Below are 15,346 nucleotides of genomic sequence, written 5' to 3'. Positions count from 1 at the left end.
CAGCCAGGCCCGCGAAGTCCGCTGCGCCGCTGGCGTGCTCCTGCGCCAGCAGGCGCTCGGCCGCCTGCAGCGCAGCAGCGGCGGCGGCCTTGCGGGCGCGGAGGCTCAGCAGCTCCGCGCCCCGGGTCTCCATTTGCCGGTCGTACCCGGCAAAGGAGCCGGCGTAACGCCGCGCGGCCTCCCGGTCCGCGGCGGCCGGGGTGAAGCCCGCAAGCTCTGCGGTATCCCAGCCGGCGCCAATGCTGCGCAGCAGGCGTTCCAGCTGCTCCCGCAGAGCCGTCAGCTCCGCGGCAAGCCGCTGCTGCTCCGCCCGCTTGTCCTCATAGCTGCTGCGGCTGCGGTCAAGCGCTTCGAGCGCAGGCCCCTGCTCCGCAAGCAGAGGATCGGGCGGATTCGCCGCAAGCTCTGCGGTAAGCTCCGCCGTAAGCCGCTCCAGCCGGAACGCAGCGCCCTGCAAGCTGCGCAGATCGGCTTCCAGTGACCTCCAGCGCTCTGCTCCATCATCAGGGAACGCTGCAATTACGGGAAGCTCCTCCAGCTCCAGCCGGCCGTCGCTCCATTTCAGCCACAGCTCCCGAATGTCCTGAGTCTTGCGCAGCTTCATCAGCTTTGCTCCGGCGAGCTCGCGGTCCAGCTTCATCTGCTCCAGCTGCTGCTCCGCAGCTTCCAGCGCCAGGGTGTTCCCGTTATATCTCGGCAGATAAGAGCGGCTCTCCGCTACCTCCTGCTCCAGCTTCCCGATAGACTGTAGAATCCTGGCCGCCTCCTGGACCTTCCCGCGCGGCTTGTAGAGCTTCTCGGCCTCCTGGACCAGGCGCTTCTCAGCCCGCAAAATCTCCCCGCCCCCGCCCATCCCTGCATGGAACAGGTAGCTGCTCATTTCTCCGGACTGCAAGGAACCCAGCTCCTGCAGCTCGTCAAGCGAGACAGCGAACAGCTGGCGGAACATGCTCCGGGAGATGCCGCCAAGCAGACGCCGCTCCAGCTCCGCCTGATTTAGCTCCTCCGAACGGCCATCCGGATGGCTGAGCGCAATATGCAGCTTCTCTGCTCTGCCCGGCCCCGCGCCGCCGGATGCATACCGGCGGATGGTCCATACTGCGCCGGTCTCGTCCCTTGCCTCCAGCACCCCGCCGTGCGTCCCCCCTTGCAGCGGCTCGTACCGTTCAGCCGGATTCCCCCGGCCGGGGATGCCGTACAGCATGGCACGGATGAACTGCAGGGTCGTGCTTTTACCAGCCTCGTTGCGTCCGAACAGAACCGTGACCCCTTCACTCAGTCCGATCTCCCGCTGAGCCAGCCTTCCGTAGCCGCCTATCCGCAATGAATCGATCTTCATTCCTCTACCTCCCGGCCATGCTCTCCATCGCCATCTTCTGTTGCCGCAGCAGAATACGCCTTGCCTTCTTCCGCAGCATTCAGCGGCGTCCCGCCGGACTCTTCCAGTCCGCTCAGCAGAGTGATTCCCAGCTCTGCTGCACCTCTCAGCCATTCCTGTTTCTCTTCGGCTCCTACGGATACAAGCAGTCTGCGCAGCTCCTGATTCTCCATCAGTGGCCTCAGCGCAGCAGCGACCAGCTCGTCCAACTCTGCGGCATTCCCGCTACTGTGTCCGGCAAGCCGCAGCATTTCACCCAGGAAGCTGTCCTCCAGAAGCAAGTGCTCACGGTCAACCGCAAGTCCCGTTTCGATGGAGAAGCCTTCCGTCCAGACCAAGCCCGCATATTCCTTGCGCACCGCACGTACAGTTTCCCGCCGCTGCAGCTCAGTGAGGAGGTCGTCCGCCGCCCCCTTCTCAGCCAGTACCTTATGTATATCGCCCCGCCCGGTCAGGCGGAATCTGACCACAGACATCATCTGCGGGGTCTCTCTGCGGATATCCTCCACTGCATTCTCTACCGCGAGGGTCCACTCGGCCTCGTCAGAAAGCCTATCAATAGAGAGCTCGCGGACCTGCCAGCGCACACTATCCAGTTCATGAAAATCCAGCCGGACTGCCCCCTCTGCACTGACATCAACCGTATAGCAGCCCTTTGGCCCGGTCTCCTTAATACTTCTTCCTTGAATATTGCCCGGATAGACGATAGGCGGATGCTCATGCAGAATACTCCGCTTATGAATATGCCCGAGCGCCCAATAATCATAGCCCCTGCCGATCAGATCCTTCCGGGTACACGGGGAGTACGTCTCATGCTGGAGATCCCCGTCCACATTGCCATGCAGCAGAGCGATATGGAATAGGCTGCTGCCCGGCTGGCGGCTGAAGCGCAGAGCTGTATTCTCTGTCACTTTGGAGGTCGGGTAGGAGATGCCGCTGACCACAGCTACCTCCCGCCCGTCTTCCCGGCGGCGGACGGTAACGCGCTCCGGCTCACTGCCGCCGAATACCGTAACATGCGCAGGCGGTGCCGAACTAAGACGCGGGCCGTCCAGCGGATCATGATTACCATGGATCAGGAATACCTGAATCCCGTGGCGTCCGAGTTCCTCCAGAGCCTCCCGGAACCGGAGCTGCCCCTGAAGCGAAGCATCCGAGACATCGTAGACGTCGCCGCTAATAACCACGAAATCCACCTTTTGCAGGGTGGCTACGCCAACAAGCCGCCCGAGGGCGGCGAAGGTGGACTCCCGGAGATAGGAGCGAATATCCTGCGGGAGATGGGACAGACCGGCAAACCGGCTGTCCAGATGCAGATCCGCAGCATGCAGGAAACGAAAAGGAATCATAGCCTCACCCCTTCATCCCCGGCTGGAACTGCAGATAGGTTTTCTTCAGCTCATTGGCTACACGTGTCAGGGAGTAGAGGCTCTTTGCTTTATCCCAAGCCGAGCGAGACAGCTCATAGCGGTAGCCGGGGTCAGTGATTACTTTTTCCAGGGCATCTGCCAGTCCCAGCGCATCCTCCGGATTCACCAGCAGCCCGTTCACCCCGTTCTCAATCTGCTCAGGAATGCCGCCCACATTCGTCCCGACCAGCGCCAGACAGCTCAGCGCAGCCTCAGCAAATACCGAACCGAACGCCTCCGCCCGCGAAGGCAATACGAAGATATCGAAGAACGGCATGAATTCCTCAGGATGCAGCGTATAGCCGTAAAAAATAGTCTCATTATATATCCCCAGCTCCTGCGCCAGCTGCTCCAGTTCCGACCGGCTCGGTCCGTCCCCGATGATATGCAGCACATATTCATGCCCCCGCTTCTTCAGCTCGGCACAGGCCTTGAACAGAATATCGATGCCTTTGGCCGGCACCAGACGGGTAACCGTGACCAGCTGCGGAATGTCATTCTCATGCGGGACAGGCTTGAACCGTTTCTCGTCGAATCCGTTTGGGATCACTCCGATGCTATCAGGCCGCTCAATATAAGGACTCATATAATCGGCAAAAGCACGCGAAACCGTCATCAGCCGGTCACTCACATGCTCCAGCTCCCGGTAAATGGCGACCAGGAACTGATGCTCAAGCCCCCCCTCGCGGATCAACCCGTTCAGAATCAATTCACGCTCATAGCTGGAGTGCAGCGTCTGAATCAAGGGAATGTCAGGATAAATCCGCTTCATCGCCAGCCCCGCAATCGGATGATGGGCATGGATCAGATCATAATTTTTGCTCATGCGCAGCTTGGTCCACCAAATGTAATCCCGGTAGGTCTGAATGTATTTTTGCACAACCGGACTTTCGCCGTACACTGTCCAGTCGAAGGTCTCGAAGACGATGTCTTCGCGTCCCTTGCCCCGGATGCGCTTGGGCAGCCAGAACAAATCCATCTCCCAGCGGCTGGACCGGAAGCGTTCCTGCAGATAAGGAATCATAGAAGATACACCACCGGGCTGCTCCGGCGGGAAGAATAGCGCTTGCAGCAAGTTCATATAGGTACATCTCCCTTTACAATTGACCTATTTACGGTGAAGCCGGGCAATTGTGATATAGTTGTGTATATGTACAATTACGGGTACTGTTACAGGTACGCTAAGGTTCCCTGCCTTAATTTTATCGGTATCCACCCGAAACAGCAACTAAGATGACAGCTTTACTTATCTTGAACTTGGACCAAGGAGAGTGATTTATGAATGAAGAACGATTGCCTGCCGCTTACACCGCTAACATTAGAGAGATGCTGGGGGATACGGCGGATGCTTTTCTGGAGAGCTATCTGGCACGGCGGACCCAGGGTCTGCGGTTCAATACGCTAAAAAGCAGTTCAGAGCCGGGCCGCGCCGCAGCAGAACATGCCCTCTCACAATTTAACCTGTCACAAATCCCCTGGTGCCCGGCCGGATTCTATTATGAAGACCCTGCCCGGCCGGGAAGACATCCTTATCATACCGCCGGACTATATTATATTCAGGAGCCCTCCGCAATGTCCGCAGCCGAGCTGCTGAAGCCGCTTCCCGGAGAGATCGTTCTCGACCTGGCGGCCGCTCCCGGCGGCAAAACCACCCATATCGCCGCACTGATGCAGGGGCAAGGGCTGCTCATCTCCAATGAAATCCACCCGGAGCGGGCCAAAATCCTGGCAGAAAACGTCGAGCGGCTCGGCATAAGCAACACGCTGGTTACCTCCGCAGCTCCCGGTGATCTCTCCAAAAGATTCCCTGAGGTGTTCGACCGCATTATGCTGGACGCGCCTTGCTCCGGTGAAGGGATGTTCCGCAAAGACCCTGCGGCGATAGAGGAATGGTCTCCGAAGCATGTGGAGATCTGTGTAGCCAGACAGTGGGATATTCTGCAGGATGCCTATCTGATGCTTAAGCCTGGCGGCCATATGGTCTATTCGACCTGCACCTTCAACCGCCGGGAGAATGAGGAGACGATGGAACGCTTCGTACAAATCTATCCCGATATGGAGCTGATCGTTACGAAGCGGCTGTGGCCGCATCTGGAGCGGGGCGAAGGGCATTTCGTCGCCCTGCTGCACAAGGCTGCTTCCACCGACCAGACAGAATCTACTTCACGCAAAAGCAAAGGCAAGCGCGGTGAACGCGGCAGTAACGGTCTGAAGACAAGTGCTACGCTTAGGGAAGCCTATCAACAGTTCATGAGCTGGTCGGCGGCAGAGCTGCCCGGATTCGCCGGACACGGCGTGCCGCTTCTCTTCGGCGAATCCCTGTATCTGCTGCCTGAGGCGTTCAGCGAGCGGCTGCACATCGGGATACTGGACGGACTCAAGGTGCCGCGTGCCGGACTGCATATTGCTCATCTTAAGAAAAACCGGATCGAACCTGCCCACGCTCTGGCCATGGCTCTCCAGCCGGATCAGGCGGCGCGCAGCTATGATATGCCTGCGGACGGCCCGGAGATCCAGGCCTGGCTGCGCGGCGAGAGTCTGCCGGTTCCGCCAAGCCTGCATGGCTGGACGCTGGTAACCGTAGACGGCTTGCCTGTAGGCTGGGGCAAAGCCAGCTCCGGCCAGCTCAAGAATCATTTGCCCAAGGGTCTGCGGATTCTAAAAGCCCATCTTGAAGAGGTTTAGGCAGTTGACCAGTTCATGAAGCCTCCCTACGCATATGATGTCATTATCCCATGGCAGTCCGCCGGACCAACCTGCGGAAATGGGAACTGACATGAATCAAGGGAGGAATCAGACATGGGTGTAGGTGCAGGCTTCACATCAACCGGTGCGATTTTGGTACTCTTCATATTACTCGTAATCATTTCCCGTTCGTTGTTCGTCTAATTCTGCTATAAGCAGCACAGCACACGGACCTCAAGCAGCCCGCTCCCTTTTATGGGGGCAGGCTGCTTTTTCGTCTTTTCGCATCATCAAGACAAACAATACTTCACCAGCGCATCGCGCACGCCGTTCGCATTATTGGTGCCGGTGATCACATCTGCGGCTGCTTTGACTTCCACCGGAGAGTTATCCATCGCCACACCCAGACCGGCATATGTCAGCATGGAGATATCATTATAATAGTTGCCGATTGACAGCACCTGCTCTTGCGGGATGCCAAGCTCGGCTGCCAGGTGCTTCAGGGCATTGCCTTTGGAGGATTCCGGGTGCATCAAATCAACGAAGAACTCTCCGCTGCGCAGAATATTGTACTGCTCTCCCCACGTGACCCACTCCCGCTGCGCTTCATCCAGAATATCGGACTGCGTGAACACAGTGAATTTCACAATCGGTTCGCGGAACTCCTCCCAGGCGGGAAGGGATGCAGGCATAATACGGAAATGCTCATACATAAAGTGGGCTTCCTTCGTCAGGTTCTCCACATTGTCCACATACATCTCGAACGCAGTGTTCACATCAAAATGGATATCACGCTCGCGGCAATAGGCGATATACGGGTCCAGCCCTCTGGCGTCCAGTCCATACTGATGCAGCACCTTACGGTCCTTAACACTCACCGTAGCCGCTCCGTTATGGCCCAGCACATAGCCCGACAAGCCCATCTCCTCCATAAAAGGAATCGAATTCTGCGGACTGCGCCCTGTGCAGAGTACAATCTGCCCGCCCTGACGCGTAACCTCGGCAATCGCCGCTTTGTTCTCTTCACTGAGCTGATGATCATCATTCAACAGCGTTCCGTCTACATCCAGTGCAATCAGTTTGTATTTCATACCCCATCACCCTATCTCTGTATAGTATACCTCTATTACGCAGACCCGCCGCCGCGCAGCAGCTCCAGCTCACGGGCCGTGAGCTCCCGGCAGGCTCCCTCGGGCAGCGTCTCGTCCAGCTTCAGTTCGCCCATCGACACCCGTTTCAGGAACACTACCTTCTTCCCGACAGCCACGAACATCCGCTTCACCTGATGGAATTTGCCTTCCGTAATGGTGAGCGAGATATACGACAGCACGCGGCTGCCACGTTCTCTACTCAGAATGCTAAGCTGCGCGGGCAGCGTCACATAACCATCCTCCAACTCCACACCCTCGGCAAAAGCAGCCACATCCGCTGCATCGACCTCACCCTCGATGGTGGCCTCGTAGGTTTTGGGGACATGCTTGCGCGGGGACAGCAGCTCATGCGCCAGCTTGCCGTCATTCGTGAGCAGCAGAAGACCCACGGTATCCTTATCCAGCCGCCCGACCGGGAACGGCTCGAATAGCGCATGTTCCTGCTTCAGCAGATCCAGAACCGTGCGGTCCCGTTTATCCTCGGTGGCGGATAATACGCCCGGCGGTTTATTCATCATCAGATAGATGAATTCCCGGTAGAGGACCGGCTCCCCGCCAACCTCTATGCGGTCCTGCTCAGTGTCTACATGGAACCCGCTATCTTTGACGACAGCTCCATTTACTGTGATCAGGCCCTGCTTGGCCTGCTTGCGGATATCGCTGCGCGAGCCGATCCCCATGTGGGACAGCACCTTATCAATCCGCTGCTTCTTATTCGCATTTCCTCCTGTAGCCATACTCTAAGTCCACCTCCAGCCTGCGGGATATTCGTTCTTCAGCAACCCGTCCTGCCATTTGCCCCAGCCTGCGCTGAAGCCGTCGATGCAGACGAGCGTATAGCCTTTGTAAGCATGTCCTTCCTTAATCGACAGGCGCTCTGCGGGGATCGACAAGGTCTCCCCCTTCAGGTAGGACACCGCTTCCCCGCTAGCGCTGGATAGCGATACCGAGCGGCTGCATTCCTCAGGACGCAGTGCTGTAGCGAGCGGATGACCGGGCACGAATCTGCCGCTCTTGATCTGCCCTACATACCAGCCCGGCCGAACTGTCTTCAGACCGTCCAGCGCTTCACGCGGCAACGGGGAGATATAGAGATGGTCGCCGAACCATATGGCATGTCCGGGCGGCTGTGTCCCCAGCAGTTCTTGAATAAAGTCCGCATAGACCGCGAACGCTATCGCTTCCCCGCCAGTTCGCTGTGACTGCGGACCTGGACCCGTTCCGGCTCTACCAGAGCCGGAGCCGTGTCCAGATCCGCGTCCTCCCTTGCCGCCCCGGCCGTGATCTGTCTTACCGGGAACTGCCTTACTATGAAAGTCTGTTTTCGTAGCCTTGCTCCGGGGCGCGGCGGACAGACTTCTCTCTCTCAGATCATTCTCTGCTGCCCCGGTCTCAAATGCCTCTCTCTCCACTCCGCCACTTCCGTCATGGCGCAGTACCGCCATGAAATGCCCTTCCCCCTTGACCTTATGCGGCCACAGCCGCGCCGCACCCGGCAATGGACCGAGTCCGGCAGCGAACGGGCCGGTTCCGCCTACGGGAACCAGCGAGAACTGCGGATGCCCGGACAGGAATCCGGCAATCATCTCCTCGTTCTCCTCCAGAGCGAACGTGCAAGTAGAATACACCATAGTACCGCCGGGCTTCAGCGCTGAAGCTGCGGCCCGCAGAATCTCCCGCTGCATCTCCGCGTATTTGTCCGGTGTGCCCGGCTCCCATTGCTTGACCATATCCTCGTCCTTGCGGAACATGCCCTCTCCCGAGCAGGGGGCATCGATTAGAATCCGGTCGAAGAATCCGGGAAAAGCCGCCGCAATCCGCTCAGGGCTTTCGTTCAGTACAATGCCGTTCCGTACGCCGTACAGCTCCAGATTCTTGGCGAGCGCCTTCGTCCGTTCAGGATGCAGGTCATTCGAGACCAGCAGTCCTTCTCCTTGCAGCTTGGCGGCAATCTGGGTAGACTTGCCGCCCGGGGCTGCGCACAGATCGAGCACACGGTCCCCCGGTTGAACGTCCAGCAGTTCAACCGGGGCCATGGCACTCGGCTCCTGAATATAGTACAGCCCGGCATGATAATAGGGGTGTTTGCCCGGTCTGGCTCCCTCTCCGGTATAGAAGCCCGAAGGGCACCAGGGAATCGGTTCCAGAGGGAAGGGGGAACGCTCCCGCAGCCCGTCCACCGTTATTTTCAGTGTATTGGCACGGATTCCCCCGTAAGGTGACTGCTGATAAGTATCTACAAATTGCTCATATTCCGGTCCCAGCAGCTCGTTCATACGCTGCGCGAAAGCTCCGGGCAGTTGTGCCGTCATGATGCCGTCCTCCCGCTCAAATAATCAGGAACACCCCTGCGGGTGCTCCTGTGGTAACCTTACTATGGTCAAGCGCCATCCGGCCTATGCCTGGGTCTGTCCGGCTGCTGCGGCCCGCGCCGCTGGGGCAGCACAGGCGGAGTAGACTCAGCCGCCAGCCTGACCTCTTCCTCCAGCACGGGGTCTACAATGCTAATCGTCAGATCATAATAATCAAAGGGCTGATCGCTGTAAGCTTCCAGACGGGCAACATACGCTCCCGCTTCCCGGACCAGCTTCGCCAGATCAATACCCAGCGTCACCGCCGGATATCTGCCCAGTACTTCATGGGACTGCTTCAGCAGAATCAGGCCGCCGCGCACATTGGCATTACGGAAATGGTACAGCCCGACTGCCACCTGCAGCAGAGCTTTGTATAGCGGATCACGCTGCTTTTCCAGCCATAATTCCTCAAGCACCTCATGACATTCGAAATAATCCCTGTCCCGGTTGAAGTAGATGAGGTAGGCCAGATACAGCGGCTCATAAGCCATCCGGCTCGCTGCCCTTCTTGGCATTCGAGAGCAGCTCGCGCACATGGTCCAGCAGTTCCTTCATCTCATCCATATCCTGAGCCTGCCAGATTGCATTGAACCGTTCCTGGCTCTCAATCGCTTCATTTACAAGATGATAGAAATACAGCTGGTGGATGGCCTTCAGCAGTTGGGTCGTCATGTTCGAATTCTCCTCGAAGGTCTTCTGGGCCTCCAGAATCTCTTCCCGGATGCTCGACATCTCGCTGTCCAGAATGGAAGCCGCTTCTGCTGCCGTCTTCAGGCGCACCCGCATTTCATCGGGCAGACTCTCCCGGTATTTATAATTCAGCGAATGCTCAATGGTTGCCCAGAAGTTCATCGCCAGCGTACGAATTTGAATTTCTGCCAGTACAATCTTTTGACCCAGCGCAGTCTGTACCGGATAGCGGATGATCATATGGAAGCTGCGGTAGCCGCTCTCCTTATAATTGGTAATGTAGTCCTTCTCATATAGCACTTCAAGGTCCTTGCGGGCCCGGATGTATTCCGCCACTCTGCGGATATCCTCGACGAACTGGCACATAATGCGTATGCCGGCGATATCCTCAATGCCCGTTTCCAGATCCTCCATTTTTACGTTCAACCGTTTGGCCTTCTCAAGGATGCTAGACAGCCGCTTCACACGGCCGGTAACGAATTCAATCGGCGTATATTCTTCCCTTTTCTTGAGTTCGGAGCGCATCGTCTTGAATTTAACCTTCAATTCCTCCACCGTTTGTTCATAAGGAAGCAGAAAAGTTCCCCAGTCCCTGACGTCCATCGCCTTGTCCTCCTGTCCATTCATCCTTCAGTGATGATCAGCGCCTACCGCATCAAGGAGCCTCTGGAAGCCATCCCGCCGCAGCAGCTGCCGTAGTCCGGCATGCACTCTACGGTTAACCTCCGGCCCTTCATAGATGAGTGCTGTATAAATTTCGACCAGACTGGCGCCCGCCCGTATTTTATCGTAAGCATCCTGGGCTGTAAAAATCCCGCCCGACCCGATAATCGGCAGCTTGCCGCCGGTCTGGCTATAAATTCTGCGGATAATCTCCGTGGAACGGTCACGCAGCGGCTGGCCGCTCAGCCCGCCCGTCTCACCGGCTTTATCGCTCCGCAGCCCTTCACGGGAGAGGGTCGTATTGGTGGCAATCACGCCGTCCATTCGGGCTTCCGTGAGGGTATGTACCATATATTCCAGCTCAGCGTCACTGACATCGGGAGCGATCTTGACCAGCAGCCCCTTCTTGATGCCCGTCTTCTCCCGCTGCAGCTCCATCTCTTCCTTAACCTCGCTAAGCAGGTTTGAGAGCTCGCTGCCATGCTGAAGACTCCGGAGATCCGGGGTATTCGGCGAGCTGATGTTGACCACAAAAAAATCACCGTACGGATACAGCGTACGGATACACTTGCGGTAATCCTCATGCGCCAATTCATTCGGGGTGGCCTTGTTGCGTCCGATATTGACCGCCACCGGAATTCTGCGTTTCTTCAGCTTCTTGAGGCGTTCAGCCATGGCCTCCGCGCCTTCATTATTGAAGCCCATCCGGTTAATTAGCGCCTTGTCAGGCAGCAGCCGGAACAGCCGGGGACTGTCATTGCCGGGCTGGCCTACCGGAGTTACCGTGCCTACCTCCATAAATCCGAAGCCGATCGAAGAGAAGCCTCCTACCGCTTCCGCATTCTTATCCAGTCCTGCCGCTAAGCCCACAGGCGTCGGAAAATGTACCCCGAACAGGTCCACCGCAAGGTCAGCCGTCTCAGGAACCCCGTACATCAGGCGCATGGCCGCGCTCCCGCCGGGAACTAGATCTGCTTTATTCAGTCCGCCGATGACGAGATGATGCGCAGTCTCTGGGTCCATTTTAAAGAAAATTGGTTTACCAAAATGTCGATACAGCACCGTTCTCGCTCCTTCAAGGGAACCACAATTGACATAACGACTCCCGTATCTATAGGTTTCTTCTTAATTTTATCCGTTTCCGGTGGAAAAGAAAAGTTTTTTGCCGCAGCGATTGTCCCCGCCCTGCCGCACTTCCTTGACGCCGCCGCCAATTCCGTATTCAAATACTTGCCACAACAGCATCACTCCTGCTTCTGTGTCCTTCACGCTCCAGCATAAAACCTTCCTTATAATACTCCAGCCGGTATTCCTCTGTATAGACTAAGGCTTCAGCCGTCCAGTCCCTGCCGTAAGAGATTGCAGCTAGACTTGTCTTTTCATCCAGACTAGAATAGAGGAGCGGGTACAAGTTCCATGCACCGCCGCCAATCCTCACATGTAAGGGTTATCACAGACTAAGAGAGAAAGAAGGGTGACCTAATGTCAACAAAACGTAAGCCTCCTACACTCCAGCAGAAAAAAGAAGAAGTGAACCGCAAAGCCATTCTGTGGATCGGCGCCAGTCTGGTACTTCTGATTGCGCTTATCGCCGTTTTATTTGTCTTTGTCGGGAATTAGTTCAGCCAATGGTATACTTTATGGGGGTTGGTCTGATTACGGGGCGAATCCGAAGGGAAACGTTCCTCCGGTACGACCAGCTCCTCAGGCAGAACCCCTTGACTGATCTGAACCTTCGTGCCTATCGGCACCATCGCGAACAGCTCCTCCACATCCTTCCGGCTCATCCGGATACACCCCAGTGACTCATCCTTGCCGATGCTATCCGGCTCATTCGTCCCGTGAATCGCATAATTACTGTCCGAGAGCTGCATGCCGCGGCTGCCGAACTCCCCGTTATCGCGCCCGTTCGGGTTCACAACCTTATCCTTAATGGCGAACTCACCTTCAGGGGTCTTATCCCCACCGAGTCCCACAGCATAATTCCGCACAATCACATTGCCGCTGGTGACCGCCAGACGGTGGTTTTGCTTATCAACAATAATAGCAAGCGGTTCTTTGAAAAAAAGCTTCTCCCCCGGCCCCGCCGCCGGACGTCCGCCGCCCGTCTGCTCTTGCCCCGGAGTACCTGCATCTTGGCCGCCAGACGGCTGCGGTGATGCTGAGAGCAGCGGCGCCTCTCCTCGTGCGGCTGCTCTCAGAGGTGCGAAGGCTTCCTTCATCAGCGGGGTGATGCCGCCCAGCACGTTCGCCGGGAACGGCTTCACTAATTCCTGTACCGCTTCGGGATAAGCTCCCTTGCTGTTCTTGTACGCACGCAGCGCACTCCAGAGCACAGCCAGCTCCTCCTGCTGCTTCTGCCAGCTCAGCCCCTGCTGCTTAAGCTCCGCCGAATCCGGCGGCTGGCATGCGCACGCTGCCGGATTATAGGACTGATAGACTATACGTCCTTCTCCACTCTTGGCAAGGGTGGCCTCCAGCGGCAGTCCTTTCTTCCACAGCAGCCATTTGCCCGAGCGCTTCATACCGAGCAGTGCGGTGGCGGAAGGCGTCTTCGCCGACTTCAGGATGGCTGCAAGGCCCCCGCCCCCCGCAGCAGCATCCGCCGCTACCGCCGTGAAATCCAGACTTGCCGGTTCTTGGGGACTTACCGGCCTCTCTTCGGCTGTCTCCGGCAGCACGGCTGAGACCGCCGCGACCGGTGCAGCTATGCCCGCATTGTCCGGCTGAAGTCCCGGCGCTACGGCAGCCGGAATAAGCAGCAAGAGCAGCAGCATTAGAGCCAGCAGCACCCGGCGCTTCCTGAGCCTCGCAGTCTGCCGTTCCCTGGCCGATTCAAGCAGCCCTTCCTCATACTGCTGCAGCATATCCGCCGGTACCTTGCTGCGTTCAAAAGCCTCATACACTTCCCCGGCCTGATTATAGCAGTAATTCGCTTTTCCATACTGCCCGTTCTTATAGTATTCCTTACCAAGCAAGTACCATGCCATCTTATTATCCGGATGCATCTGTACATAGGCTTTTAGATGCTGAGCATTCTTCATGTTGGCCTCCACTTTAAGCTCAGTCGTCACTGCGGGGAACCCCCTCTGACCTCCGGCCGCTTTCGCTCCAGCCGACCCTTAAGTCCCCCTCGATCCTTCCCGCTTTTGGTTATATAGTTATGTATGCGTATCTATCTTCTATTTTATATCGGCAGAGGATGCAAAAAAAGACACCTCAAGCCGCATTTATCGCGGTCCAGAGATGTCTTTATGTGATGGCAGGAGCTTAGCCTTCTTTGTTGAAAGGTGCATCTGCAATCTTAATGGAATCTGTAGGGCATCCGTCAGCTGAATCCTGCAGGTCATCGAACAAGTCGTCCGGAATCACTACATTACCGTGGTTGCCGTCGTTCTCATAGATCACTTCTGCCAAACCTTCATCATCGTAATCAAAAATATCAGGGGCGGTCGCGCCACAAGCACCACAAGCGATGCATGTGTCTTTCTCGACCCAAGTGTACTTAGCCATTTTTTCTCTGCCTCCCGCTTAACTATACAGCCTGCAGTCGCAGCCTGTTATTTTTCTCATATTAATATAAATAGGATACAATTTCAATGAATTTTCAATGTGTTGACATTATTGCCTCATTCTCTGCGATGCTCCAGGCGGCTGATTCCGGGCCTTAGTTCAGTCTATATCCTTATCTGCACCGCCCAGATTGTCCTTCTGCAGCGAGGTGCCCCGCTCCTTATGGTTACGCAGCCGCGCCGAGTGGCTGTCGCTCAGCATCCCTGCGGTCAGCACTGCATTCTCGCCGAATTTGTTGCGCAGCATATCCATCGCCTTATTGAGCGATTCCTTCTTCGGCTGCCGTTCGTAGTCGAACAGATCCAGCTGAATGGCCGACTCCTCTTTGGGCATCAGCCCCTGGAGCGTTACCCCCAGCAACCGCACCGGCTTATCGCCCTTCCAGTGGCGCGCGAACTGGTCGCAGGCCACCTTATAGATGTCCTCGGCACTCTCCGTGGGAGCCTCAAGCTGGCGGGAGCGGGTGATCGTCTTCATATCCGGCGTGCGGATCGTCAGCTGTACCCCCGCTGCAACCAGCCCTTGCTTCCTCAGCCTGCGCGCCACCTGATCGCTTAGGTTCAGCAGAATCGGGCGCGCCTCAGCCAGCCCCACCACATCATGCGGCAGCGTGGTTGTGTGGCCGATGGATTTGCTCTGCTCCCGCTGCGGATTCACGATCCCGTGATCAATCCCGTTCCCCGCCCGCTTCAGCCAGGCACCCATGACGCCGAAATGGCCGACCAGCATCGCCTCGTCCGCCGCCGCCAGCTGTCCGATGCTGTAGATCCCCAGCTTGCGCAGCTTCTCAGCCGTCTTGCCGCCAATACCAAACATCTCATTGCACGGCTTGTCCCACAGCACGGTCGGCACATCGCGCAGGCGCAGCACTGAGATCCCGCTGGGCTTCTTCAGATCGGAAGCGATCTTCGCCAGCAGCTTGTTGGGGGCAATCCCGATGGAGCAGGGCAGACCCAGCTCCTCCAAAATCCGCCGCTGTATCGCCTCGGCAATCTCCGGCGGCGTTCCGAATTGGCGGGAGCCGGTGATATCGAGATAGCATTCGTCTATCGAGACCGCTTCGAGCAGCGGAGTATAGCTGTAGGCAATCTGCATGAATGCATTGGAGTACTTGCGGTATAGATGAAAATCCGGCTTAATAAGCATTAAGGAAGGACAAATTCGCAACGCCTTCTGCACCTGCATCCCGGTGGAGATGCCCAGCCTGCGCGCGGCGTAGGAGCAGGTGACGATAATTCCCCTTCTAGCCTCCACGCTGCCCGCCACCGCTGTCGCCTTGCCTTTATATTGCTCCGGATCTTCCGCCTCATGCACAGAGCAGTAGAAGGCATTCATGTCCACATGCAGAATAACCCTGCCGCTTGCCGGATAATATTGATCCACACTCTGCATGGTATCCACCTTCTTATCTTCGGGGTTCCATTGTTATTGTCAGCATACCTC

General features: G+C 57.0%; 16 protein-coding genes. 3 read left to right on the top strand and 13 right to left on the bottom strand.

The genetic code is table 11. The annotated features are described in order from the left end of the window. From ACFSX3_RS03055 to ACFSX3_RS03045, 3 genes are all read right to left on the bottom strand, one after another. A partial coding sequence (locus tag ACFSX3_RS03055) for an AAA family ATPase (RefSeq protein WP_379312585.1) occupies positions 1 to 1,339 on the bottom strand: 1,339 nt, incomplete at its 3' end. After that, on the bottom strand, positions 1,336 to 2,727 hold the full coding sequence (locus ACFSX3_RS03050) for a metallophosphoesterase family protein (protein ID WP_209990932.1): 1,392 nt from the start codon (positions 2,725 to 2,727) through the stop codon (positions 1,336 to 1,338). The genes ACFSX3_RS03055 and ACFSX3_RS03050, both read right to left, overlap by 4 nt. Before the next feature lie 4 nt (positions 2,728 to 2,731). After that, positions 2,732 to 3,868 (bottom strand): glycosyltransferase family 4 protein, encoded by a 1,137-nt coding sequence (locus tag ACFSX3_RS03045; protein ID WP_209990933.1) that lies wholly within the window; start codon positions 3,866 to 3,868, stop codon positions 2,732 to 2,734. Positions 3,869 to 4,065: 197 nt separating this feature from the next. Here ACFSX3_RS03045 and ACFSX3_RS03040 point away from each other — a divergent pair, with 197 nt between their 5' ends. Both ACFSX3_RS03040 and ACFSX3_RS03035 read left to right on the top strand, forming a co-directional pair. Beyond that, positions 4,066 to 5,472, top strand: coding sequence for an RsmB/NOP family class I SAM-dependent RNA methyltransferase (locus ACFSX3_RS03040; RefSeq protein WP_209990935.1), 1,407 nt, complete (start codon positions 4,066 to 4,068; stop codon positions 5,470 to 5,472). Between the two features lie 114 nt (positions 5,473 to 5,586). After that, a complete protein-coding gene (locus ACFSX3_RS03035) occupies positions 5,587 to 5,676 on the top strand; it encodes a sporulation protein YjcZ (protein WP_173137744.1) in 90 nt (29 codons plus the stop codon). An 86-nt stretch (positions 5,677 to 5,762) separates the two neighbouring features. On the opposite strand, the gene ACFSX3_RS03030 is transcribed toward ACFSX3_RS03035, so the two are convergent. The 7 genes from ACFSX3_RS03030 to ACFSX3_RS03000 form a co-directional block, all read right to left on the bottom strand. After that, positions 5,763 to 6,563, bottom strand: a complete 801-nt coding sequence (locus tag ACFSX3_RS03030; protein ID WP_209990937.1) for a Cof-type HAD-IIB family hydrolase — start codon at positions 6,561 to 6,563, stop codon at positions 5,763 to 5,765. Positions 6,564 to 6,598: 35 nt separating this feature from the next. Next, positions 6,599 to 7,360: a pseudouridine synthase gene (locus ACFSX3_RS03025; RefSeq protein ID WP_209990938.1), complete on the bottom strand. Its 762-nt coding sequence runs from the start codon at positions 7,358 to 7,360 to the stop codon at positions 6,599 to 6,601. A gap of 3 nt (positions 7,361 to 7,363) precedes the next feature. Next, entirely contained in the window at positions 7,364 to 8,935 is a 1,572-nt protein-coding gene (locus tag ACFSX3_RS03020; protein ID WP_209990940.1) for an RsmB/NOP family class I SAM-dependent RNA methyltransferase, read from the bottom strand. A gap of 68 nt (positions 8,936 to 9,003) precedes the next feature. Next, a complete protein-coding gene (locus ACFSX3_RS03015) occupies positions 9,004 to 9,468 on the bottom strand; it encodes a DUF309 domain-containing protein (protein ID WP_209991207.1) in 465 nt (154 codons plus the stop codon). Next, positions 9,458 to 10,270: a GTP pyrophosphokinase gene (locus ACFSX3_RS03010; RefSeq protein ID WP_209991205.1), complete on the bottom strand. Its 813-nt coding sequence runs from the start codon at positions 10,268 to 10,270 to the stop codon at positions 9,458 to 9,460. Before ACFSX3_RS03010 ends, ACFSX3_RS03015 begins: the two co-directional genes overlap by 11 nt. Positions 10,271 to 10,297: 27 nt before the next feature. Then, a complete protein-coding gene (locus ACFSX3_RS03005; protein WP_209990942.1) occupies positions 10,298 to 11,392 on the bottom strand; it encodes a quinone-dependent dihydroorotate dehydrogenase in 1,095 nt (364 codons plus the stop codon). A gap of 69 nt (positions 11,393 to 11,461) precedes the next feature. Further along, a complete protein-coding gene (locus ACFSX3_RS03000) occupies positions 11,462 to 11,599 on the bottom strand; it encodes a hypothetical protein (RefSeq protein ID WP_209990945.1) in 138 nt (45 codons plus the stop codon). A gap of 213 nt (positions 11,600 to 11,812) precedes the next feature. Between ACFSX3_RS03000 and ACFSX3_RS02995 the strand changes: the two genes are divergently transcribed. Further along, positions 11,813 to 11,950, top strand: a complete 138-nt coding sequence (locus ACFSX3_RS02995; RefSeq protein ID WP_209990946.1) for a hypothetical protein — start codon at positions 11,813 to 11,815, stop codon at positions 11,948 to 11,950. On the opposite strand, the gene ACFSX3_RS02990 is transcribed toward ACFSX3_RS02995, so the two are convergent. The 3 genes from ACFSX3_RS02990 to ACFSX3_RS02980 form a co-directional block, all read right to left on the bottom strand. Continuing rightward, positions 11,947 to 13,404, bottom strand: a complete 1,458-nt coding sequence (locus ACFSX3_RS02990) for a L,D-transpeptidase family protein (protein ID WP_379256839.1) — start codon at positions 13,402 to 13,404, stop codon at positions 11,947 to 11,949. The genes ACFSX3_RS02995 and ACFSX3_RS02990 overlap by 4 nt on opposite strands. A 196-nt stretch (positions 13,405 to 13,600) precedes the next feature. Next, on the bottom strand, positions 13,601 to 13,843 hold the full coding sequence (locus ACFSX3_RS02985) for a ferredoxin (RefSeq protein ID WP_036702186.1): 243 nt from the start codon (positions 13,841 to 13,843) through the stop codon (positions 13,601 to 13,603). 159 nt (positions 13,844 to 14,002) lie between these two features. Further along, positions 14,003 to 15,295: a DNA polymerase IV gene (locus ACFSX3_RS02980; protein ID WP_209990948.1), complete on the bottom strand. Its 1,293-nt coding sequence runs from the start codon at positions 15,293 to 15,295 to the stop codon at positions 14,003 to 14,005. Positions 15,296 to 15,346 lie beyond the last annotated feature (51 nt).

It is taken from the genome of Paenibacillus rhizoplanae (assembly GCF_042684125.1).
Classification (GTDB): domain Bacteria; phylum Bacillota; class Bacilli; order Paenibacillales; family Paenibacillaceae; genus Paenibacillus_AQ; species Paenibacillus_AQ rhizoplanae.
Note: the sequence above shows the minus strand (reverse complement) of the source record. Positions and strands in the feature narration are given on the sequence as shown.

Bases quoted from the DNA above. Each gene is read 5' to 3' on its own strand.
- ACFSX3_RS03050 (WP_209990932.1), bottom strand. From the start codon at position 2,727: ATGATTCCTTTTCGTTTCCTGCATGCTGCGGATCTGCATCTGGACAGC.
- ACFSX3_RS03045 (WP_209990933.1), bottom strand. From the start codon at position 3,868: ATGAACTTGCTGCAAGCGCTATTCTTCCCGCCGGAGCAGCCCGGTGGT.
- ACFSX3_RS03040 (WP_209990935.1), top strand. From the start codon at position 4,066: ATGAATGAAGAACGATTGCCTGCCGCTTACACCGCTAACATTAGAGAG.
- ACFSX3_RS03035 (WP_173137744.1), top strand. From the start codon at position 5,587: ATGGGTGTAGGTGCAGGCTTCACATCAACCGGTGCGATTTTGGTACTC.
- ACFSX3_RS03030 (WP_209990937.1), bottom strand. From the start codon at position 6,563: ATGAAATACAAACTGATTGCACTGGATGTAGACGGAACGCTGTTGAAT.
- ACFSX3_RS03025 (WP_209990938.1), bottom strand. From the start codon at position 7,360: ATGGCTACAGGAGGAAATGCGAATAAGAAGCAGCGGATTGATAAGGTG.
- ACFSX3_RS03020 (WP_209990940.1), bottom strand. From the start codon at position 8,935: ATGACGGCACAACTGCCCGGAGCTTTCGCGCAGCGTATGAACGAGCTG.
- ACFSX3_RS03015 (WP_209991207.1), bottom strand. From the start codon at position 9,468: ATGGCTTATGAGCCGCTGTATCTGGCCTACCTCATCTACTTCAACCGG.
- ACFSX3_RS03010 (WP_209991205.1), bottom strand. From the start codon at position 10,270: ATGGACGTCAGGGACTGGGGAACTTTTCTGCTTCCTTATGAACAAACG.
- ACFSX3_RS02995 (WP_209990946.1), top strand. From the start codon at position 11,813: ATGTCAACAAAACGTAAGCCTCCTACACTCCAGCAGAAAAAAGAAGAA.
- ACFSX3_RS02985 (WP_036702186.1), bottom strand. From the start codon at position 13,843: ATGGCTAAGTACACTTGGGTCGAGAAAGACACATGCATCGCTTGTGGT.
- ACFSX3_RS02980 (WP_209990948.1), bottom strand. From the start codon at position 15,295: ATGCAGAGTGTGGATCAATATTATCCGGCAAGCGGCAGGGTTATTCTG.